Source organism: Sphingobium sp. HDIP04 (genome assembly GCF_000445085.1).
In the GTDB taxonomy this organism is placed as follows: domain Bacteria; phylum Pseudomonadota; class Alphaproteobacteria; order Sphingomonadales; family Sphingomonadaceae; genus Sphingobium; species Sphingobium indicum.
The window spans coordinates 1-20089 of the sequence record NZ_ATDO01000084.1; the positions used below are offsets into that span (position 1 = coordinate 1).

The 20089-nt window shown below is 66.5% G+C and carries 24 protein-coding genes; 6 read left to right on the top strand and 18 right to left on the bottom strand.

The annotated features are described in order from the left end of the window. Together L286_RS35090 and L286_RS35095 are read right to left on the bottom strand one after the other, a co-directional pair. The coding region (locus L286_RS35090; protein WP_021223376.1) for an ABC transporter transmembrane domain-containing protein at positions 1-845 on the bottom strand (845 nt) is incomplete at its 3' end. Between the two features lie 52 nt (positions 846-897). Then, the gene (locus L286_RS35095; RefSeq protein WP_025160683.1) at positions 898-2184 is read right to left on the bottom strand and encodes a class I SAM-dependent methyltransferase; all 1287 of its coding nucleotides are present in this window, start codon (positions 2182-2184) and stop codon (positions 898-900) included. Positions 2185-2279: 95 nt separating this feature from the next. On the opposite strand from L286_RS35095, the gene dgcA reads away from it, so the two are divergent. Next, positions 2280-3254, top strand: a complete 975-nt coding sequence (dgcA, locus tag L286_RS35100; protein WP_020818649.1) for an N-acetyl-D-Glu racemase DgcA — start codon at positions 2280-2282, stop codon at positions 3252-3254. Positions 3255-3382: 128 nt separating this feature from the next. Here the strand turns inward: dgcA and L286_RS35105 are convergent, their stop codons facing one another. The 6 genes from L286_RS35105 to L286_RS49565 all read right to left on the bottom strand — a co-directional run bounded on the left by L286_RS35105 (position 3383) and on the right by L286_RS49565 (position 8506). Beyond that, positions 3383-3769, bottom strand: a complete 387-nt coding sequence (locus L286_RS35105; protein WP_020818648.1) for a hypothetical protein — start codon at positions 3767-3769, stop codon at positions 3383-3385. Between the two features lie 103 nt (positions 3770-3872). After that, positions 3873-5051: a mechanosensitive ion channel family protein gene (locus tag L286_RS35110; protein WP_020818647.1), complete on the bottom strand. Its 1179-nt coding sequence runs from the start codon at positions 5049-5051 to the stop codon at positions 3873-3875. Between the two features lie 27 nt (positions 5052-5078). Continuing rightward, the gene (locus tag L286_RS35115) at positions 5079-6086 is read right to left on the bottom strand and encodes a DNA topoisomerase IB (protein WP_020818646.1); all 1008 of its coding nucleotides are present in this window, start codon (positions 6084-6086) and stop codon (positions 5079-5081) included. Positions 6087-6331: 245 nt separating this feature from the next. Then, positions 6332-7027 (bottom strand): hypothetical protein, encoded by a 696-nt coding sequence (locus L286_RS35120; RefSeq protein ID WP_020818645.1) that lies wholly within the window; start codon positions 7025-7027, stop codon positions 6332-6334. After that, positions 7024-8385, bottom strand: a complete 1362-nt coding sequence (locus tag L286_RS35125; RefSeq protein ID WP_020818644.1) for a putative O-glycosylation ligase, exosortase A system-associated — start codon at positions 8383-8385, stop codon at positions 7024-7026. The genes L286_RS35120 and L286_RS35125 overlap by 4 nt, the downstream gene beginning before the upstream one ends. Then, on the bottom strand, positions 8378-8506 hold the full coding sequence (locus L286_RS49565) for a hypothetical protein (RefSeq protein ID WP_020818643.1): 129 nt from the start codon (positions 8504-8506) through the stop codon (positions 8378-8380). Before L286_RS49565 ends, L286_RS35125 begins: the two co-directional genes overlap by 8 nt. A gap of 180 nt (positions 8507-8686) precedes the next feature. On the opposite strand from L286_RS49565, the gene L286_RS35130 reads away from it, so the two are divergent. After that, positions 8687-9913, top strand: coding sequence for a TIGR04063 family PEP-CTERM/XrtA system glycosyltransferase (locus L286_RS35130; protein WP_020818642.1), 1227 nt, complete (start codon positions 8687-8689; stop codon positions 9911-9913). A gap of 5 nt (positions 9914-9918) precedes the next feature. After that, the gene (locus tag L286_RS35135) at positions 9919-10770 is read left to right on the top strand and encodes a hypothetical protein (RefSeq protein WP_020818641.1); all 852 of its coding nucleotides are present in this window, start codon (positions 9919-9921) and stop codon (positions 10768-10770) included. A 47-nt stretch (positions 10771-10817) separates the two neighbouring features. On the opposite strand, the gene L286_RS35140 is transcribed toward L286_RS35135, so the two are convergent. Continuing rightward, complete coding sequence (locus tag L286_RS35140; RefSeq protein ID WP_020818640.1) at positions 10818-11186, bottom strand: hypothetical protein; 369 nt, start codon at positions 11184-11186, stop codon at positions 10818-10820. Next, complete coding sequence (locus tag L286_RS35145; protein WP_007683166.1) at positions 11183-11368, bottom strand: hypothetical protein; 186 nt, start codon at positions 11366-11368, stop codon at positions 11183-11185. The genes L286_RS35140 and L286_RS35145 overlap by 4 nt, the downstream gene beginning before the upstream one ends. A gap of 112 nt (positions 11369-11480) precedes the next feature. Between L286_RS35145 and L286_RS35150 the strand changes: the two genes are divergently transcribed. Beyond that, a complete protein-coding gene (locus tag L286_RS35150) occupies positions 11481-12152 on the top strand; it encodes a S24 family peptidase (protein WP_013039266.1) in 672 nt (223 codons plus the stop codon). Positions 12153-12408: 256 nt separating this feature from the next. After that, positions 12409-13326, top strand: a complete 918-nt coding sequence (locus L286_RS35155; RefSeq protein WP_020818639.1) for an XdhC family protein — start codon at positions 12409-12411, stop codon at positions 13324-13326. Between the two features lie 77 nt (positions 13327-13403). On the opposite strand, the gene L286_RS35160 is transcribed toward L286_RS35155, so the two are convergent. Both L286_RS35160 and L286_RS35165 read right to left on the bottom strand, forming a co-directional pair. After that, positions 13404-13589: a YbdD/YjiX family protein gene (locus L286_RS35160; RefSeq protein ID WP_007683172.1), complete on the bottom strand. Its 186-nt coding sequence runs from the start codon at positions 13587-13589 to the stop codon at positions 13404-13406. Next, complete coding sequence (locus tag L286_RS35165) at positions 13586-15634, bottom strand: carbon starvation CstA family protein (protein ID WP_025160903.1); 2049 nt, start codon at positions 15632-15634, stop codon at positions 13586-13588. Before L286_RS35165 ends, L286_RS35160 begins: the two co-directional genes overlap by 4 nt. A 166-nt stretch (positions 15635-15800) precedes the next feature. Between L286_RS35165 and L286_RS35170 the strand changes: the two genes are divergently transcribed. After that, the gene (locus L286_RS35170; RefSeq protein WP_020818636.1) at positions 15801-16382 is read left to right on the top strand and encodes a 2'-5' RNA ligase family protein; all 582 of its coding nucleotides are present in this window, start codon (positions 15801-15803) and stop codon (positions 16380-16382) included. A 5-nt stretch (positions 16383-16387) separates the two neighbouring features. Here the strand turns inward: L286_RS35170 and L286_RS35175 are convergent, their stop codons facing one another. The 6 genes from L286_RS35175 to rpmH are packed head-to-tail and all read right to left on the bottom strand — an operon-like array spanning position 16388 to position 19867. After that, entirely contained in the window at positions 16388-16690 is a 303-nt protein-coding gene (locus tag L286_RS35175) for an alkylphosphonate utilization protein (protein WP_007683177.1), read from the bottom strand. 3 nt (positions 16691-16693) lie between these two features. Then, positions 16694-17341, bottom strand: a complete 648-nt coding sequence (yihA, locus tag L286_RS35180) for a ribosome biogenesis GTP-binding protein YihA/YsxC (RefSeq protein ID WP_013039270.1) — start codon at positions 17339-17341, stop codon at positions 16694-16696. 10 nt (positions 17342-17351) lie between these two features. Continuing rightward, positions 17352-19055 carry a membrane protein insertase YidC gene (gene yidC / locus L286_RS35185; RefSeq protein ID WP_020818635.1) on the bottom strand — a complete coding sequence of 568 codons (1704 nt, stop codon included), beginning with the start codon at positions 19053-19055 and terminating at the stop codon, positions 17352-17354. A 25-nt stretch (positions 19056-19080) separates the two neighbouring features. After that, positions 19081-19293, bottom strand: a complete 213-nt coding sequence (gene yidD, locus L286_RS35190) for a membrane protein insertion efficiency factor YidD (RefSeq protein ID WP_020818634.1) — start codon at positions 19291-19293, stop codon at positions 19081-19083. Further along, on the bottom strand, positions 19290-19700 hold the full coding sequence (gene rnpA, locus L286_RS35195; RefSeq protein WP_020818633.1) for a ribonuclease P protein component: 411 nt from the start codon (positions 19698-19700) through the stop codon (positions 19290-19292). The genes yidD and rnpA overlap by 4 nt, the downstream gene beginning before the upstream one ends. 32 nt (positions 19701-19732) lie before the next feature. Then, complete coding sequence (rpmH, locus tag L286_RS35200; protein WP_007683189.1) at positions 19733-19867, bottom strand: 50S ribosomal protein L34; 135 nt, start codon at positions 19865-19867, stop codon at positions 19733-19735. Positions 19868-20089: the final 222 nt, after the last annotated feature.

Genomic DNA, 20089 nt, shown 5'->3' on the forward strand with positions numbered 1-20089 from the left:
CCGGCGGCGACGTCCAGCGCGCCCTGCCACATGACCGCCGTGATCGACCCGAAGACCAGCGCGATGACGATGGCGGTCATCGCCGCGCGCAGGGCGATCCGGCGGCGCGCCGTGGCGAAACCCGCCTCGACCGTGGTGTCGAACCGCGCCCCTTCCCGTCCTTCCTGGCCGAAGGCCTGGACGATCTTCATCGCGCCCAGCGTTTCCGACGTGACGCTGCCGACATCGGCCAGCCGGTCCTGGCTTGCCCGCGACAGGGCGCGCACGCGGCGGCCAAGGCCGATGATCGCCACCAATATGACCGGAATGCCGAGCAGCAGCAGCCCCGCGAGCTTGGGCGCCAGCGCGAAGAGATAGATAAGGCCGCCGGTCCCCGTCACCACATTGCGCAGCGCGATCGACACGGTCGATCCCACCACCTGGTCGATGATCGCCGTGTCGGCAGTCATGCGCGACGCGATTTCGGAGGGGCGGTTTTCCTCGAAGAAGCGGGGTTCCTGCCGCAGCAGATTGGCCTGCGTGGCCGATCGGATGTCAGCGACGACCCGCTCCCCCAGCCAGGACACGAAATAGAAGCGCGCCGCCGTGGCCAGCGCCAGGATCACGACGATCAGGAACAGATATTCGAACCATCGGCTGATGTTGCCGCCGCCCATGAAGCCCCGGTCGATGACCAGCCGGAAGCCGCTGGGGATCGCCAGCGTCGCGGCGGAAGAGACCAGCAGCGCGGCGAGCGCCCCGGCGATGCGGCCGGGATAGCGGCTGGCGAAGCGCCAGATCATCGCCAGGCTGCCAAGCGGGGGGCGCGCCCTGTCGCGCGGCGATGGCTGTTCCACATCTACCATGACGCCGCGCTCTAAAGGGATTTCGCGTGAAAGGGAACATTGTCCATCGGTCCTAGCCGGCGGGCGCGATCTCCGCCGCCAGCGTCATGATGCGCTGCGGCCCGGCCCGGCCGGTCAGGGCATAGGCCATGTCGCCCGCCTCCCAATAGGCGATGACGTCCTCTGCGCGCCGGGCGAGCAGCGGGCGCGCCTCCGCCGGGGTTTCGGCCCGGTCGGCGAAGAAGGACAGTTGCTCCCCCTCCGGCGTGGTGATCGACACGGCGACGGCGGGGCTGTCGGGCGTGGGATAAAGCTGCACGTCATGGACGCGCCATCTGGCGGGCAGCGGCGGCAGGACGATGCCGGTCGACCGTTGGATTTCGCCGGGGTTGAGCGTCGCGCTTTCCACTTGCGACGCCATGCTCTGGCGCAGCAGCCCGGTGCGGTGGGACGCGGCGGCCTCGTCCAGGAAGGTGGTGGCCTGCGCGGACTGCGGAAACTCGCCCAACTCGCCCCTCGCGATCCAGCCGCTCGCGACCAGGGCGGCGATGCCCGCCGCCCGGCCGATATGGCGCCAGGCGCGGCGACGGTCATTGTCGTTGGCGACCGGGACCGATGTGTCGCGGCGGCGGCCGACCAGCGTTCCCTTGGTCCCGTCAAGCCTCAGCCGGAAATCGATATGCGGCCACCGCTTGCGCCAGCGCCTGGCGACCAGCCGCTCGCCGGGGCGGGCGGCGTCGTCCAGCAGCACCACCGCCCCCGGAGACAGGCGGGCGAACAGGCTGTCCGCCGCGCCCCGCACCAGCGGATGCACCGCCCAGGGCGGCCCGTCGATGATCAGCAGGTCGATGCTGTCGGGCAGGCTGTCGATGTCGTACCAGCGGCCCGGCCAGTCCTCGCTCTCCGCAACCAGCGGCGCATGGCGCAGATCGGCCGTCAGCCCATGGTCCGCCAGCCAGTTGCGGGTCGCCTGCACGAATCCGTCATGCTGGTCGAAGCTGGTCAGCCGTCCTCCGCCGTGCAGGGCCAGGGCGCGGGCGGCGATCAGCGTCGATGCGCCCGCCCCCAGTTCCACGACATGGGCAGGCCGCAGCCGCGCGATTTCCCGCACGATATGGCGCAGGAAACCCATGTCCGCCTTCCAGCTTCCCAGATGCGGCAGGGCGTCATGGGGCAGGCCAAGCTCGTCCAGCAGGGCGCGCTTGTCCGCCTTGCGCCCACCCGACAGGCTGGCCAGCAGCCAGGGCCAGCTGATCGCGCCGAAGCCGATGCGCCAGGCCATGTCGGACAGCCGACGCCGGGCCGCCAGCGCATCGGCGTCGTCGATGGGCAGCAGGCCGGTCAATTCTCTGGAGGTCACGGCTAAGCCTATCCTTTATCTGCGGGTCGAGACTGGTTATGCGGCGGGATAGCCCGTTCGCATAGACCCGACTATCGCCAGCATAGGGAACGCCGATGACCCGCATCATATCCGCGACTGTTGAACGTTGGCCGGTCGCGGGAGCCTTCATCATCAGTCGCGGGGCCAAGACGTCGGTGGACGTCGTGGTCTGCACCGTGGGCGACGGCGCGCATGTCGGCCGGGGCGAGGGCACGGCCATCTATTATGAAGGCGAGACGGCGGAGGGCTGCGCGGCGGCGATCAACGCCTATTCAGGGCCGCTGGAGCGCGACGCGCTGCTGCGGGCGATGCCTCGCGGGGCGGCGCGCAACGCGCTGGACTGCGCGCTCTGGGATCTGGAGGCGAAGCGCGCCGGCGCGCCCGTGTGGAAGCTCGCCGGGCTGGCGGAGCCCGCGCCCCTGCCCACCGCCTTCACCATCAGCCTGGGCGATCCGGAGAAGATGGAGGCGGATGCGCGGGCGGCGGCGGGACGCGGCTTCGGCCTGCTCAAATGCAAGCTGACGGGCGAGGGCGACCGGGCGCGGATCGCCGCGGTGCGGGCGGGCGCGCCGGACGTGCGGCTGATCGTCGACGCCAATGAAAGCTGGCACGAGCTGGACATCGCGGCGGAGGCGCAGGCCCTGGCGGAACTGGGCGTGGAGATGGTCGAACAGCCGGTCTTCCACGGCAGGGAGGAGCGGCTGGCGGGGAGCAGGTCGCCGCTGCCGCTCTGCGCGGACGAGAGTTGCCACACGCGCGCCGACCTCGACCGGCTGGGGGATTTCGACGCGGTGAACATCAAGCTCGACAAGGCGGGCGGGCTGACCGAGGCGCTGGCCCTGTCGCGGGAGGCAAGGGCGCGGGGGTTCCGCGTGATGGTCGGCTGCATGCTGGGCACGTCGCTGGGCATCGCGCCCGCCGCGCTGGTGGCGCAGGGGGCGGACTGGATCGACCTCGACGGCGCGCTGCTGCTGGCGAGGGACCGGGAAGGGGGGATGCAACTGCGCGACGGGCTGCTGCTGCCTGGCGGGCTATGGGGCTTGGATTAAGTTATCTCCCAACCCGTCATGCTGAACTTGTTTCAGCATCCATCGTGCCTCCAGGCACTTTACGCCGGTGGGGAGAAATGGATGCTGAAACAAGTTCAGCATGACGAAGGAGGAGAGGGGGGCGACCCTCAATAACCCAGCGTCAATCCCATCGCATAATATTTCGGCCCCACATTGGCTTTCGCCCGCAGCTTGGGGATCAGCGGCATGGCAAGCGTCGCATAGGGGCGTGTATTGTCGCCGCTGAAGCGCACGCCCGCGCCGATGGTGGCGGAGGCGGGGAGGGTATAGCTCGCCTCCACCCGCCCATAGAGCTTCGTGTCCCCATCGCGCAGATAGACGCCGCCGCCCGGCGTCAGGCTGAAGCCGCCAATGTCCATCGCGTAGCCCGCGCCGATTTCCGTGCCCCAATGCCCATCGGCGCGTCCGTAATTGGCCTCGGCCCCTATCCCCTCGGCATGGGCGGCGGGGGCGAAGGCGAGCGTGGCGGCGGCCAGCAGATAGAGGGGCTTCATGGCTGTTCCCAGATGTCCGTTCATGATCGCACCCGCCTGACTCCCGCCGCCGCGCCGGGCAAGCGGGAGCAGGCAGAGCGAGTCCGATATGCGGCCAGGCGAGTCAGGCGCGGGCGTCGCCCCCCGGCTGGTCGACCCGCACCACCGGCTGAACCTCAGCATAGGGCATGATCGCCCGGCCGTCGGGCGCGGCGGTGAAGCTGGTCTGCGTGGGATAGGCGAATTCGATCCCCTCCGCGTTAAAGCGCTTCCAGATGGCCAGGCCCACCCGGTGCCGCGAAAGGAAATAATCATGGGTGTCGGGGTCCGGCACGTCGAAATTGAGCTGATAGTCGAGCGAACTGGCGCCGAAGCTGACCAGCCCCGCATTGACGAAGATATGCCCCTCCGCCTCCACGATCTCCTTCAGCATGGCGGGGATGGCGTCGGCCTTGTCCTCCGGCGTCTGGTAGATGATGCCGATGGCGAAGGTCACGCGCCGCTGCGCCAGCGTCTGCAGGCTGGTGATCTCCTTCTGGAGGAGGTTGGCGTTGGAGATCACCTTCTTCTCGCCGCTCATCGCGCGCAGATGCGTGCTTTTCAGGCCGATGCGCTCCACCCGGGCGGTGGTCTGGTCGTAGGTGATGACCTCGCCCTGCCGGAACGGCTTGTCGAAGATGATCGACAAGGCGGCGAACAGGTCGGAGAAGATGCCCTGCGCCGCAAGGCCGATGGCGATGCCGCCGATGCCCAGGCCCGCGACGAGGCCGGTGACGTTCACCCCCAGATTGTCCAGCACGACGATCAGCGCGATGGCGAACAGGGCGAAGGTCACGAGCACGCGGATCAGGCCCATGGCGTTGGCCAGACTCTGGCTCTCGTCCGCCGAGGTGCGCCGCTCCACCAGACCCAATATGATCTCCCGCGCCCAGATGGCGCATTGGAAGACGGCGGCGATGGTGAAGAGGAAGACGACGGTCTTCAGCACCATCTCCGGCGGCCGGGCATAGCTCACCACCAGCCGCGCAGCGACCATCGCCATGAAGAAATGGGTGGTGCGGGCAAAGGCGCGGCCGGCGACGTTGGCAAGGCCCAGAGTGTCGCCGGGATGCCCCTTCAACCGTCCGCCCACGCTGCGCAGCGCCGTCAAAAGGCTGTAGATGGCCACAGCCGCGCCGATGGCGATCAGGATCTGCAGATAGTGGAGCGAGAACCAGTGGACCGTCGACTGCCACATCTCGGCCAGATTGGGCGGGCGGACGTCGATCTGCGGCAGGGTGGCGGTATCTTTCTTGGCGGCCATGAATATCCTTGCGGTTCTGGATGCGGATCAGGCCGCCAGGGGAAGGGCGGTCGAGCCGCCGGCCTCCTCCAGAAAAGCGATCAGTCCGCGTTCGTAACGGGAAAGATAGCGGGTTGCGCGCGGCAGGCGAAGCCCCTGTCGCCATGCATCCTGTCCGTTGCGGCAAAGCTCGATCAGCGCGGGGTGGATATAGCTTTTGCGGCTGATCGCCGGGGTGTTGCCCAGCGCGGCGGCGACCGGCTCGATCATCTGCTTGAGCGACACGCTGCCCGCCGCCAGCGTTTCGAAGGCAATGACGGAGGCGCCCCAGGTGCGGAAATGCTTGGCGGTGAAATCGCCGCCCATGGCTTCGGCTATATAGGCGTTGACGTCGCCCGAGGTGATCGGCCGGGCGACGCCTTCCTCATCCAGATATTGGAACAGATGCTGTCCCGGCAAATCCTGTACGGCGCGAACGAAGCGGACGAGGCGGCGGTCGGTGACGGTCAGCTCATGCTCCCGCCCCGACTTGGCCCGGTAACGCAGGCGCAGCGCCTGTCCGCGCAGGTCGACATGGCGGCGGCGCAGCGTGGTCGCGCCGAAGCTCTTGTTCGCTGCGGCATATTGCTCGTTGCCGACGCGCACCTTGGCCAGGTCGAGCAGGCGCACGACGGCGGCCAGCGTCTTTTCCTTGCGCAGGCCGCGCCTGGACAGGTCGGCTTCGATCCGGGCGCGCAGCCTGGGCAGGGCGCGGCCGAAGGCGGGGCAGCCGGCATATTTCTCCGCCTCCCGCGCGGCGCGGAAATCGAGGTGATAGCGATATTGCTTGCGGCCCCGGTCGTCATAGCCGGTCGCCTGGATATGGCCGTGCGGATGGGGACAGAACCAGCAGTCGCGATAGGCGGGCGGCATGGCGATGGCGTTCAGCCGGTCGATCTCCTCCCGATCGGTGATGCGCGTGCCGCTGGCATCGAAATAGGCCCATCCCCTTTTCATCGCCCTGCGCGTGATGCCGGGCAGGCTGTCATTGGCATGGACGACGGAATCGGGCGGCATGGTTTTTCCTCAACCCGCCGTTCCTCGCTTCGTTCCGCAATGCGCGATGGGGGCAGGAAGAGAATGGGTTAGTTACCCGCCATTTCCCCTATTCGTCACCCCGGGCTTGACCCGGGGTCCCGCTGCCTTGGACGAGGCGCGGTGTAGAGGAAAAAACGCGGCCCCCGGATCAAGCCTGTCCTGAGCTTGTCGAAGGTGACGGTGCGGCTATGTCAACTCCTGGCCAATTACCGAAGCCCAACCCCTCAATGAATCCGCCCGAACCGCATGCCGCCGGACAGTTGCCAGTGCTGCGGATGCCTGCGCATCACCGACAGATGGGCGAGCGTCAGCGTCAGGCACAGGATCGCGGCGGGGATCGCCACCGCCTGCGCCATTGGCGCCAGCAGGGCGACCGCCGTCGCGGCGACCGTTCCGCACAGCGCCATCAAGGTCGCGCCCGGCTCCCCATCCGGGCCGCGCAGCCAGAAGACGCAGCCGCCTATGCCGAGCGCAAAGGCCATGGCGAACCGCGCCGCCTGCGCCGGTTCCGCCAGGCCGCAGCCGATCAGCAGCAGCAGGATCGCTCCCGCCAGGCCTCGGCGCGGCAGGCGTCCGAGCAGATGGGCGATGACCGGATAGATCAGCAATTCGCCCATGGCGATGGCGGCCAGTATCGCGGCGGCGAGCCGCGCCTGCTCCGGCCCCGCGATCAGCGCGACGAGCGCCGTCCCGGCCCAGGGCGCCAGCCGCAGCGGCGCCATGCGGATATGGCTGATCCAGCCCCGCAGCCCCGCGCGCGTTTCCCAGCGCCGGTCCGCCAGCCGCAACTGGAAGGCGGCGACGATGAACAGGGCTTCGGCGCCCCATGGCAGCAGCGCCGGCGCGACCAGCGGCGCGGCGAGCACCAGCCCCAGCAGCAGCCCGTGGGCCGCGCCCAATATCCTCAACTCGCCTTTCATGCGACGCTCCCCTGCGCGACTGGTGTTGCGGGAAATAACGGCCGCCGGGCCGCCAATTTGCGCTTGCGGGTCAAATAAGTGTCGAGTCCGATCTGCAACGACAGCATCATGAAGATGAACGGCTGATAGGCGATGCCCACGAACAGCGATCCGACCATGTAGATGACATGCCCCTGCTGCAGGGCGAGGGCGAAGGGCGACACCCATGCCTCGTCCCCGTCCCGCGCCCGGTACATGCGCCGTATCGCCTCGGTGCGGATGAAGCAGATGAGGTGCAGCAGCCCCCACAGGAGGAAACCGAAATAGCCCTGCTCTCCCAGCATCTCGAAATAGGCGCTGTGATAGGCGCGGCCATGGTCGGTGATCATGCGCTTTTCCATGCGCGATCCGGCGGCGTCGATCACCCGTTCCTGCATGACATAGGTGAACTTGTTTTGCAGGTAATTGTCGAAGCCGCCGCCGCCCGGATGGTCCTTCACATAGTCCAGCGTCCATTTCCACACGGCAAGGCGGGTGGAGGCGCTTTCGTCCTGGCTGTGATTCTCAATGGTCGACATGCGCTGGGTGAAGCTGGCGGGCAGGAAGGGGATCGCCACCAGCGCCGCCAGCGCCATCAGCGGGCCATAGAGGAACCGCCGCTTCGACCGCATCAGCATCAGCCCCGCGAGGACGGCGATGCAGACCAGGCCCGTCCGCGCCTCCGTGCCGATGGGCATCAGCAGGCAGGCGAAGCAGAGCGCATAGGCGAACAGCCTGACCCGCCAGTCGGGGGGAAAGACGGTGCCGTGCCGCGACAGCCACAGGATCAGCGGGATCAGCGAAATGGCGACGGTCGAAATGATGCTGCCTTCGTAAAGGCCGCTATTGTTGTCCACCATCAGGTTCAGCACGCCATAGCCGCCGCCCGACAGCGCCGTCTTCATGCCGCCGTTGATGATGATCGTGCTGGCGCAAAGCACCATGAACAGCGCCAAGGCCTCGATCCGCAGGCGCGTGCGCAGCGTGACGGGCAGGAAGATGGCGAACAGCATCGCCTTCCACACCCAGCCCCATTTGGTCGCGGCGTTGATCGGGAAATCCGCCGTCATCGTGGTATAGCCGCACCAGGCGAGCAGCAGCAGCAGGATCGCCTGGCGCGCCGACAGGCGGCAGTCCTTCTTGTCGTCGACCAGCATCCACGATCCCACCGCTGCCACGAAGGCGATGAAGGAAATGGGAATGCTGTTCAGCAGGAAATAGGACAGCCGCTGGGGCGAGACGATGTCGATATAGGCATAGACGGCGATCAGCAGGAACGGCCGCTTGAAGCCGGCCAGGAAAAAGGCGCCGAGGAAGGCGACGAAGAACAGGTCACGCATCGCGGCCGTCCCTTTCCGGACCCGAAGGGGGATCGCGATCCAGATCGGGCCGCGACAGCAGCCGCCACGCCGCCAGCAGGATGACGCCATGGCTGATGAGAAGAGAAAGAGCGTCGATCATCGCGGCTGTGCGAACTATCCATCATCTACAACGTGCTCCTGCGAAGGCAGGAGCCCAGTCCCAACGTCTGAACTGGGCTCCTGCCTTCGCAGGAGCACGGTGCCATGGACGCCGGATCACCTCGTCATAGCCCAACAGAGTTGACGGCCCGTTAAACCTTTTCCGGCAAGACTCAGCGCCATGACACGGATTCTCCACGTGCTGGACCACAGCCTGCCGATGCACAGCGGATATACTTTCCGCACCCGCGCGATATTGCGGGCGCAACTGGCGAAGGGCTGGGACGTGCGCGGCATCACGGGCCATCGCCACGCCGCGCCGGGACCGCTGGAGGAAATCGTCGACGGCCTGCATTTCCACCGCACGCCCGGCGAATCGACCGGCGGCAATCCGCTGCTGCGCGAATGGCGGGATATTTCCGCCCATGCCGACGCCATCGAATCGCTGGTGCGCCAGTGGCGGCCCGACATCATCCACGCCCATTCCCCGGTGCTGAACGCCATCGCCGCGCAGAAGGTGGCGAAGCGGCACCAGATTCCCATGATCTACGAAATCCGCGCCTTCTGGGAGGATGCGGCGGTCGGCAACGGCACCGGAACGGAGGGCAGCCCCCGCTACTGGCTGACCCGCCAGCTTGAAACCCATGCCGTCCGCGCCGCCGATGCCGTGGCGGTGATCTGCGAAGGATTGCGCGGCGACCTGGTGGCGCGGGGCATCGACAAGGACAAGATCATCGTCTCGCCCAACGGCGTCGACATGGACCAGTTCGGCACGCCCGTCCCCCGCGATCCCGCGCTGACCGTGAAGCTGGGCCTGGAAGGGGCCGATGTCGTCGGCTTCATCGGCAGCTTCTACGACTATGAGGGGCTGGACGACCTGATCGCCGCCCTGCCCAGACTGGTGCGCGCCCGCCCCAAGGCGAAGCTGCTGCTGGTCGGCGGCGGCCCCCGCGAACAGGCGCTGCGGGATCAGGCCATGGCCTCCCCCTTCGCCGACCATATCGTCTTCGTCGGCCGCGTGCCCCACGATCAGGTCGAGTATTATTATGCGCAGGTCGACATATTGGCCTATCCGCGCAAGGCGATGCGCCTCACCGATCTGGTGACGCCGCTCAAGCCGCTGGAGGCGATGGCGCAGGGCCGCCTGGTCGCCGCGTCCAGCGTCGGCGGCCATCGCGAACTGATCGAACATGGCGTCACCGGCACCTTGTTCGCACCGAACGATCCCCCCGCCATCGCCGCCGCGCTGGCGGAAATGTTCGCGGATCGCGGCTTCTGGGACGAACGGCGGTCGGCGGCGCGCGCCTTCGTCGAGCGGGAGCGTAACTGGTCGTCAAACATTCTTCGCTACGAACCCGTCTATCGGCAATTGCTGGCGCGCCCCCATCGGGTGCGGGCGGCGGCGTGACGGGAATGCGCGGGCTGGCGAAGGCGCTGCTCGGCGCGCTGGGGGCCGGGCTGCTCCTCTTCTCGCTGCCGGTCGGGCTGGTCGAAACGGTCGTGGCGTCCAGCGGCCTCAGCGAAGCCGTGCCGGCCGCCGCGCCGCCGCTGGGGCTGAAGGCCCGGCTGCTGCTGGCGGGTTTCGGCGCGGCGATGGCGCTGGGCCTGATCTGGGCGGGACAAAGGGAAAAGCGCGTCGCTCTGCTGACGCATGACAAGCAAGGGCGCGGGAACGGCGCCGCAGGAGTGAGTGAAATGGGTTTTGCATTGTCGAAGCTGAACTGGCTGTCGCGGGACCGGCGCAAATCGGGGCCGGCGCTGCGCCGCGCCGACGCCCATCCCGACGCGCCCGCCCGGTCGCCCATCTTTGCCAGCCGCGACTTTGGCGGCCTCGACATTTTCGCCCGCACCGCGCCGGGACGCGAAGATGGGAAGGCGCAAGCCCCCGTCGAGGCGCCCGCCTCCGTGCCGGGCGGCCTTTCCATTCCCGGCGCGCCGGAACGATTGCCGGAGGAAACGGCCTTTGCCCGCCTCCAGCGGGCGTTCGCGCCGGAAACGGCGGATGCCGAACCTCAGCAGGCCGCGCAACCCGCGCGATCGGAGCGGACTTCCGCCCCCACCGCGCATCTGTCGCTGTCGGAACTGACCCAGAGGCTGGAACAGGGCCTTGCCCAGCGCAAGCGCATGGGCCGGCCCGCCTCCGTTCTGGCGGACATGCCGGTCGAACCCGCCGTGCCGGTGCGCGACCAGGTGGAGCAGGGCGTGGACGAAGCCCTGCGCGCAGCCCTGGGGACTTTGCGCACCATGGCCGGCCGCGCCCGCTGAACCGACCGGCAGGGCGCGCTGGACGGCGCGCTCCGACCGGGGGCGATTCACCAGTCCTCTATGGTGAGCGCCGACAATTCCATCCACTCGCCGCCCGGCGCCGGACGGCTGCTGTCGATGCCGATGTCCGCGACGAAATGACCGGACAGGCTCCATTCCGCTTCCTCTATCCCCTCGGCGAAGGCGGCGCGCCGTTCCGCGGCATCCGGCCCGGCAAGCGTCAGCGCGATGACATGGCGCCGCCCCTGGAACAGCGCGCTGGCCCATGGACGGCTGGCGGCGCGCTCCACCATGACCTCCCCGCCCGCCCGCGCGATCAGTTGCGCCAGCAGGCGAGGCAGCGGGTCGCGCGCTTTTGCCCTACCTTCATTCTGGAGCAGATTCCGGATGGGAGCGTTCACCTGCATGCTTGTCATTCGCCCGTGCTCCTGCGATATGTGTTCATGAAATGTTCTACTCGTCTCTTCATCCGTTCGCCCGGTTCGCGGCCCCTGCGCAGGTCCAAGACCAGCCGGGGATCGCGCACGCTCTCGCGGCCGAACCTGGTCGCCGGAATATCGTTTTCCCGCAGAAATTTCTCGACCTCACGCAACAACATATCCCCGCTTCTCCTCTGCCGATTCGATCCGCCGGCGCGAATCCTCAGGCGATTTTCATGTTGCCAAATTTCCTACTTGTCTAGGAAAATTCCTATCAGTAATGGATGAGATATGGTCGGTACTGGAGAAGATCCGCGCATGGTGCTGGAACGGCTGATTGCCGAGCGGGGCGACAGCTATTCGGATCTCTCGCGCCTGCTGAACCGCAATCCCGCCTATATCCAGCAGTTCATCAAACGCGGCACGCCGCGCAAGCTGGATGAGGAGGACCGGCGCATATTGGCCCGCTATTTCGGCGTGGCGGAGGAGATGCTGGGCGGATCGGCCCAGCGCGGCGCGCCGCCTTCCAGGGTGCGCTCGCTGCCCTCGGTGGTTAGCGTGCCGCGCCTTTCGCTGGGCGCTTCGGCCGGGCCGGGATCGCTGGACGAGGATGAGCGGGCCGCCGGCCTGATGGCGTTCGACGCCAACTGGCTGCGCCACCTGGGGGTGCGGCCGCAGAAAATATCGATCATCCGCGTCGACGGCGAATCCATGGCCCCCACGCTCAGCGACGGCGATGAGATCATGGTCAATCATGACGACGATGCGGAACGTCTGCGCGACGGCGTCTACGTGCTGCGGCTCGACGGGGTGCTGATGGTGAAGCGTGTGGCCATGGGGCCGCGCCGGGGCTTTTTTTCGGTGCTCAGCGACAATCCCCATTATCCCGACTGGATCGACATCGATCCGGCGCTGGTCGTGATCGTGGGACGGGTGGTATGGACCGGACGACGGCTGGTCTAGGGTGTGTGGGGATTCAGTTCAGGGTGCGGCGAAAATAGTGGATTTCGAGAACTGGCGCGCAGCGTACTTAAGTACGTGAGCACCGGAAGCGGAGAAAGCCGCTATTTGCAGCCCGCCATGGACTGAATCCCCACACACCCTAGAGCGGGTTTCGATCTGATTGAATCAGATCGCCGCTCTAGATTCTTTGTTTTCCGCGATTTCTTAACCAGCGATCGGTTCCGATCGCTTGGAAATCGCTCTAGGAGGCTCGATTTTGAACGATAACGGCGCGGTCATCCGCAAGGCCATGGAATGGCGCGGGGCGCGGCTGGCGCTGGCGACGGTGGTGGCGACCTGGGGTTCCGCCCCCCGGCCGCGTGGCAGCCATATGATCGTGCATGAGGACGGCCGCTTCGAAGGCAGCATCTCCGGCGGATGCGTGGAAAGCGACGTGCTCCAGCGCGCCGCCGAGGTGATCGCGGGCCGGCCGGCGCATCTGGAAAGCTATGGCGTGGCGGACGGCGATGCCTGGGCGGTCGGCCTGCCCTGCGGCGGGGAAATCCGCGTGCTGGTCCAGCCGGTCGGCGCGGACGGATTCGATCCCACGCTGTTCGAACGGATCGCGGCGGAAAGCGAAAAGGGCAGGGCGCTCACCCTGTCGACCGACCTGGAAACCGGCCTGACGCGGGAAGGGGCGACCGAGGGCCAGTTCCACAACCGCTACGATCCGCCCCGCCGGTTGCTGATCGTGGGCGCGGTGCAGATCGCCCAGTCGCTAAGCGCCCTGGCCCAGGCCATCGGCGTCACCCCGGTCATCATCGACCCACGCGGACGCTTCCTGACGGAGGAGCGCTTCCCCGGCGTCGAACTGGATGACCGCTGGCCCGACGAAGCCGTCGCCGCCCGCTTCCCCGGCGAATCGACCGCAGTCGTTACGCTCAGCCACGACATCAAGATCGACGATCCGGCATTGGCTGCGGCCCTGCGCGCGCCCACCGGCTATATCGCCGCGCTCGGTTCCCGCAAAAGCCACGCGGCGCGGCTGGAACGGCTGGCCGCCTTGGGCTTCCCCCCGGAAGAACTGACACGCATAGACGGCCCCGCAGGCCTGAACATAGGCGCGGTGGGCGCCGCCGAAATCGCCCTCTCCATCGCCGCAGGCATGATCGCCGCCTTCAACTCCAAACGCTAAAAATCCTCCCCATCAACGATGGGGAGGGGGACCATTTGCAAGGCAAATGGTGGAGGGGAATTGCGCAACGCTCGCCCCTAACAGCATTTCCCCCCATTCTTGCCCCCATAGCGCGCCTCCTGCCGCTCCCGGAAAAAGGCGATCCGCTCCATCGGCACGCGCTCCGGATGATGCTCCCGCATATGCCGCAGATAGGCGTCATAATCCGGCACGCCGACCATCATGCGCGCCACCTGCCGCAGCCTGTGGAGAAACAGGCTCATTCCGCCGGCACCAGTTGCGCCGGAATTTCCCGAGCCGTCGGCGCCTCCGCCTTCCGCGCCGCCAGGCAGGTGCGCAGCGTGAAGAACAGCACCGCCAGCACCACGAACAGGAATATCGCCACCAGCCCGGCGTCGACCCGGTCGTTGAAGATGATCGCCTCCATCTCCGCCATCGACTTGGCGGGGGCCAGCACTTCGCCCCTGTCGGCAGCCGCGCCGAACTTGGCCGCATGCGCCAGGAACCCGACCTTCGCATCCGCCGAAAACAGTTTCAGCCAACCCGCCGACAGGGTGCAGACCAGCAACCATGCAGCCGGAACGATCGTCACCCAGGCGAAGCTGTCCCGCTTCATCCTGAAAAGCACCGCCGTCCCCAGCATCAGCGCGATGGCGGCCAGCATCTGGTTGGAAATGCCGAACACCGGCCAGAGCGTGTTCACCCCGCCCAGCGGATCGGTCACGCCCTGATAGAGGAAGAATCCCCATGCCGCGACCGTCAGCGCCGTCGCGACGATCCCCGGCGCGATCGTCTTCGTATCCTTGAACCCCGGCACCGCCAGCGCGATCAGATCCTGCAACATGAAGCGCCCGGCCCGCGTCCCCGCATCCACGGCGGTCAGGATGAACAGCGCCTCGAACAATATCGCGAAATGATACCAAAACGCCTTCATCGCCGGGCCGCCGACGACATGGGAGAAAATCTCCGCCATCGCCACCGCCAGCGTCGGCGCGCCCCCGGCGCGGGAGATGATGCTATGCTCCCCCACATCCTTCGCGGTCTGCAGGATCAGGTCGGGCGAGATGGGAAAGCCCATGGCCGTCACCGCCGCCGCCGCGCTCGCCGCGTCCGTGCCGATCGCCGCCGCCGGGCTGTTCATGGTGAAATAGATGCCGGGGTCCAGGATCGACGCGCCCACCAGCGCCATGATCGCCACGAACGCCTCCATCAGCATCGCGCCATAGCCGATCATCGGCGCATGCGCTTCGCTGGCGATCAGCTTGGGCGTGGTGCCGCTGGAAATGAGGGCATGGAAGCCCGAAACCGCCCCGCAGGCGATGGTGATGAACAGGAAGGGGAACAGTCCGCCTGCCCAGACCGGCCCGTTGCCGCTCGCGAACTGCGTCACGGCATGCATTTTCAGCGGCGGCGCCATGATGACGATGCCCACCGCCAGCGCCGCGATGGCCCCGATCTTGAGGAAGGTCGACAGATAATCCCGCGGCGCCAGCAACAGCCACACCGGCAATATCGCGGCCACCGCGCCATAGCCGATCAAAATCCAGCAAAGCTGCACCGGCGTGAAGGTGAAGGCCGGACCCCAGACAGGCGAATCGGCGATGCTCTGCCCATAGACGATGGCCGCCAGCAATCCGACCAGCCCCAGCAGCGACACTTCCCCGATCCGCCCCGGCCTGATCCAGCGCGTATAGACGCCCATGGCCATGGCCAGCGGCACCGTCGCCGCCACGGTGAACATGCCCCATGGGCTTTCCGCCAGCGCCTTCACCACGATCAGCGCCAGCACGGCCAGGATGATGACCATGATCATGAAGGCCCCGAACAGCGCAATGGTGCCCGCGACCTGCCCCATTTCCATGCGGATCAGCTCGCCCAGCGACTTGCCGTCGCGCCGCATGGAGATGAAGAGGACCATGAAGTCCTGCACCGCGCCCGCCAGCACAACGCCCGCGATGATCCACAGCGTGCCCGGCAGATAACCCATCTGCGCCGCCAGCACCGGCCCCACCAGCGGCCCCGCGCCAGCAATGGCGGCGAAATGATGCCCGAACAGCACCGTCCGGTCGGTCGCGACATAGTCCAGCCCATCGGCCCGCCGGATCGCGGGCGTGGGCCGCGACGGGTCCAGCCGCATCACGTGCCGCGCGATGTAGAGCGCATAATAGCGATAGGCGACCAGGAAGCTGCTGACCGCAGCCACCACGATCCACAGCGCGTTGACCGCCTCGCCGCGCGACACCGCCACCACCGACAGCGCCGCCGCGCCCACTAACGCTATCATAATCCAGGGTATGTGCCGGGTCATCGCTTTCTGGCTGCCTTTTCGTTGGATACCCGCACAGTAGGGCCACGGCCCTCAAAGACAATCATCTTGTCCGGAACCCCGTCCGCGCACCGATTGCCGCTCATCGGCGGCGCGCCGATCTGCCCGGATTCGCCTTGGGAAGAAAAAGAACATATCATGAACATATATGACCGATTCGCATGGAGCAACCGCCATGGAAAGCCGCCCGACCGACACCCTGTTCCGCCTGTTCTTCGCGTTGAAGCCGACGGCGCTGATCGCCCGTCAGACGGATCATTTTGCCGAAAGCATCGCCGGCGGCGCCCGGCGGATCGCCGTGGATCGCCAGCATGTGACGCTGGCGATCACCTGCGACCATGTCGATTATCCCTATGCCGTGATCAAGGCGCTGATGCGGGCCGGGACGGGCGTGATGGCGGAACCGTTCGACCTGCGGCTGGACCGGCTCAGCATCGGCAGCCGGTCCGCCGCCCTGCGGCCATCCCATAATGTCCCGTTGCTCGGCGCGCTGCAAAAGCGGATCGCGGCGGCGATGAAGGGGGCGGGGGTGATGCTGCGCCCCGGCTGGAGCTTCAGCCCGCACCAGACGCTGTTCTACCGCGACGGCCCGCCCGAACAGCGCCGGGTGGAGGGCTTTGGCTGGCATGTCGACCGCTTCATGCTGATATGCAGCCATGTCGGGCGCACACACCATGAAACCCTTGCCACATGGACCTTGAAGGGGAGCGGGCAGTACAGCCTTTTCTGAGGATCTCAGCGCTTGCGCACGAACTCGGCACGAAGCACCAACCCCTTGATGCCGTCATGGCGGCAGTCGATTTCCTGGGGATCGCCGGTCAGGCGGATCGATTTGATCAGCGTGCCGCGCTTCAACGTCTGGCCAGCGCCCTTGACGACCAGATCCTTGATCAGCGTGACCTGATCGCCGTCGGCCAGCAGATTGCCCACCGCATCGCGCACTTCGACGGCATCGGCGGCCTGGGTTCGGGCAGCAGCCTCGGCGGCGCTGATCCACTCGCCGCTAGCTTCGTCATAGACATAGTCATCATCGGCCATGGCTTATCCCTGCGTCACGCTTTCCAGCACGGCGGCCCGCAATTCGGGAAGGCCCATGCCCTTTTCGCTCGACGTCGCGATGATGTCGGGATGGGCGGCGGGCCGCTTGCGGATCGCCTCGGTCACGGAGTGGCGGACTTCCGCCAGATGGCTGGCCTTCACCTTGTCCGCCTTGGTCAGCACGATGCGGTAGCTGACCGCCGCCGCGTCCAGCATGTCGAGGATGTCTGTATCGACATCCTTGATTCCATGGCGGCTGTCGATCAGCACCAGCGTGCGCTTCAGCTTCGCACGGCCGCGCAGATAGTCGTTCACCAGGAAGCGCCATTTGCGCACCATGTCCTTGGGCGCCTTGGCATAGCCATAGCCCGGCATGTCGACCAGCCGGAAGCGCAGCGGGTCGCCCACGTCGAAGAAGTTGAGTTCCTGCGTCCGCCCTGGCGTGTTGGACGTCCGCGCCAGCCCGTTGCGGTTGGTGAGCGCGTTCAGCAGCGATGATTTGCCGACATTGGACCGGCCCGCGAAAGCCACCTCGTTCACCGCCATGTCGGGCAGGAATTTAAGGTCCGGCGCGGATTTGAGGAAGGCGATGGGGCCTGCAAAGACCTTGCGCGCTTCCTCGATCAATTCAGCCTGTTCCTGTTCGGTCAACGGGCCGGCCTTATTTCGCGGTCGCTGCGCTGAGTTGCGGGTGGCGCTTGTAGAGCCACCATTGCTGCAACATCGACAGGCAGTTGTTGGTGATCCAGTAGACCAGCAGGCCCGCCGCGAAGGGCGCCATGATGAACATCATCATCCACGGCATGATCGCGAACACCTGCTGCTGCATCGGGTCCATCTGCGCCGGGTTCAGCTTGAACTGGAAATACATGCTGATGCCCAGCAGCAGCGCCAGCACGCCGATGCCCAGGAAGGCGGGCGGGGTGAAGGGCAGCAGGCCGAACAGGTTGACGATGTGCAGCGGATCGGGCGCGGACAGATCCTTGATCCACAGCACGAAGGGCTGGTGGCGCATTTCGATGGTAAGCTGCAACACCTTGTACAGCGCGAAGAAGATCGGAATCTGAATGAAGATCGGCAGGCAGCCGGCCAGCGGGTTCACCTTCTCGCGCTTGTAAAGCTCCATCATCTCCTGCTGGAGCCTGGGCTTGTCGTCCTTATATTTCTCCTGCAGCGCCTTCATCTTGGGCTGCACGGCCCGCATCGCCGCCATGCTGGCGAACTGGCGCTGGGCGACGGGGAACATCAGGCCCCGGACCACGAAGGTCAGGCAGATGATCGCCACGCCGAAATTGCCGATATGTTCGAACAGCCAGTGGAGCAGGGCGAAGATCGGCTTTTCGAACCAGTAGAACCAGCCCCAGTCGATGGCCCGGTCGAACAGCGGAATCCCGGCGTCCTGATAGGCCTCCAGCGTCTTCACTTCCTTGGCGCCGACGAACAGCCGGTTGGTCTGCGTCACGGACTTGCCCGGCGCGACCATGATGGGGGCCAGCGACACGTCGGTCTGGAACTGCGTGCCGGCGCCCTTGCGCATCTGGCCGGTAAAGGCGGCCTTCTGGTCCGGGATCAGGGCGGAGAGCCAATATTTGTCGGTGAAGCCGATCCAGCCGCCGGTCGACTGGAAGCTCTGCGTGGCCGGGCCCTTTTCCAGATCCGAGTAGTTCACGTCATAATTGGCCGCGCCGTTGAACACGCCCATCGGGCCGACATGGATCGTCCAGGTGTCCGGGTCTGCAGAGGGCGTGGCGCGGCTGACATAGCCATAGCTCTTGACGCCGACCGCGCCGGCGCCGCCGTTCGACACCTTCTGCTGCGCGGTGATCATGTAGTTTTCGTCGATGGAATAGCGGATTTCGAAGGTCTGGCCCGCGCCATTGTTCCAGCTCAGCGTGACCGGGCTGGTCGGTGTCAGTTCCCTGGCGCTGGCGGTCCAGACGGTGCCGCCGTCGGGCGTCTTCACCCCTTCGCCCTGCCAGCCGAAGCCCGCAAAATAGGCATGCTTCGTGCCGCTGGGGCTGTAGAGGCGGATCGCGGGCGAGGATTTCGCGATGGTTTCCTTGTAGGTCGGCAGCACGATGTCGTCGATGCGCGCGCCCTTCAGGTTGATCGACCCGGTGATCTTGGGCGTGCGGATGGCCACGCGGGGGCTGTCCTTCAGCACCAGCGCCAGATCGCGGATCGCGGCCGCGCCTTCGGCGGCGGGCGCGGCGCCGGACGGGGTGAGCGGCGTCGTCTTGCCGCCCTCGATCTTCGTGGCCGGCGGATTGGCGGCGGGGAAGAAATATTGGGCGACATAGGGCCAGCCGAACAGGATCGCCGCGGTCAGCACCACCGCCAGGATGATATTCTTCTTGTCGTCCACGCTTGTCGCTCTCGAATCTCGTCTGTCAGGGAACCGGGTCGTAACCCGAACCGCCCCATGGGTGGCATCGCATTAGCCGCTTCGCGGCCAGCCAGCTACCCTTCACCGCACCATATTTGCCGATCGCCTGGATCGCATATTCGGAACAGGAGGGCGCATAGCGGCAACTGGGCGGCAGGATGCGCGAAGGGCCAAGCTGCCAGAAGCGCGCGGCCAGGATGAGGATGCGGGATATCACCCTCCCACATCCGTTCGGGCTGAGCCTGTCGAAGCCTTTTTCTTCTCTTTGGAGGAACCCCGCCTCCTTGGCGGCGCTTCACCCAGGGGCCGCGACATCACCTTCTTCAGCGCCTTCTCCAGCTCGCCCCGAAGCAGGCCGAAATCGCGCTCGATCCCCTCGGACCGCCCGATCAGCACATGGTCGGCGCCGGCCACGCCATGAACGGGCAGCAGTTCCCGCGCCAGAACGCGAAAACGGCGCTTCATCCGGTTGCGGATGACAGCGCCGCCAATCTTTTTCGTGACCGTGATGCCATAGCGCATCGCCGGATCGCCGTCGCCGCGTTCGCGCACCAGCAGGACAAAGCCCGGCATGGGCGCGCGCCGCCCGCGATTCGCCGCCAGAAAATCAGCGCGCCGGCTCATGACCGCAGGCGCGCGCTCAAGCGGCGCGTCGTTCAGGCGCTCAGGCTCTTGCGGCCGCGGGCGCGACGAGCGCGCAGCACGTTGCGGCCGCCGGGGGTCGCCATGCGGGCGCGGAAACCGTGACGGCGCTTCCGAACCAGATTGCTCGGCTGATAGGTGCGCTTCATCGTTCATTCCTCAAAAAACTAAAAGAATCGGGCGTGACAAAAAAGGGCCGCCGGGCAGGCGGCCGCATGTCAGGGGGCGTCCGATAGGCAAAAGGGAGAGGCGAGTCAATGGTCGAGGAGGGGGGATCATGGTTTTGAAGAGGTCATTGGTGCCCATTCAATCCTCCCTACGCGCAGCGTGGGGAGGGGGACCGCCGCCGAAGGCGGTGGTGGAGGGGAAAT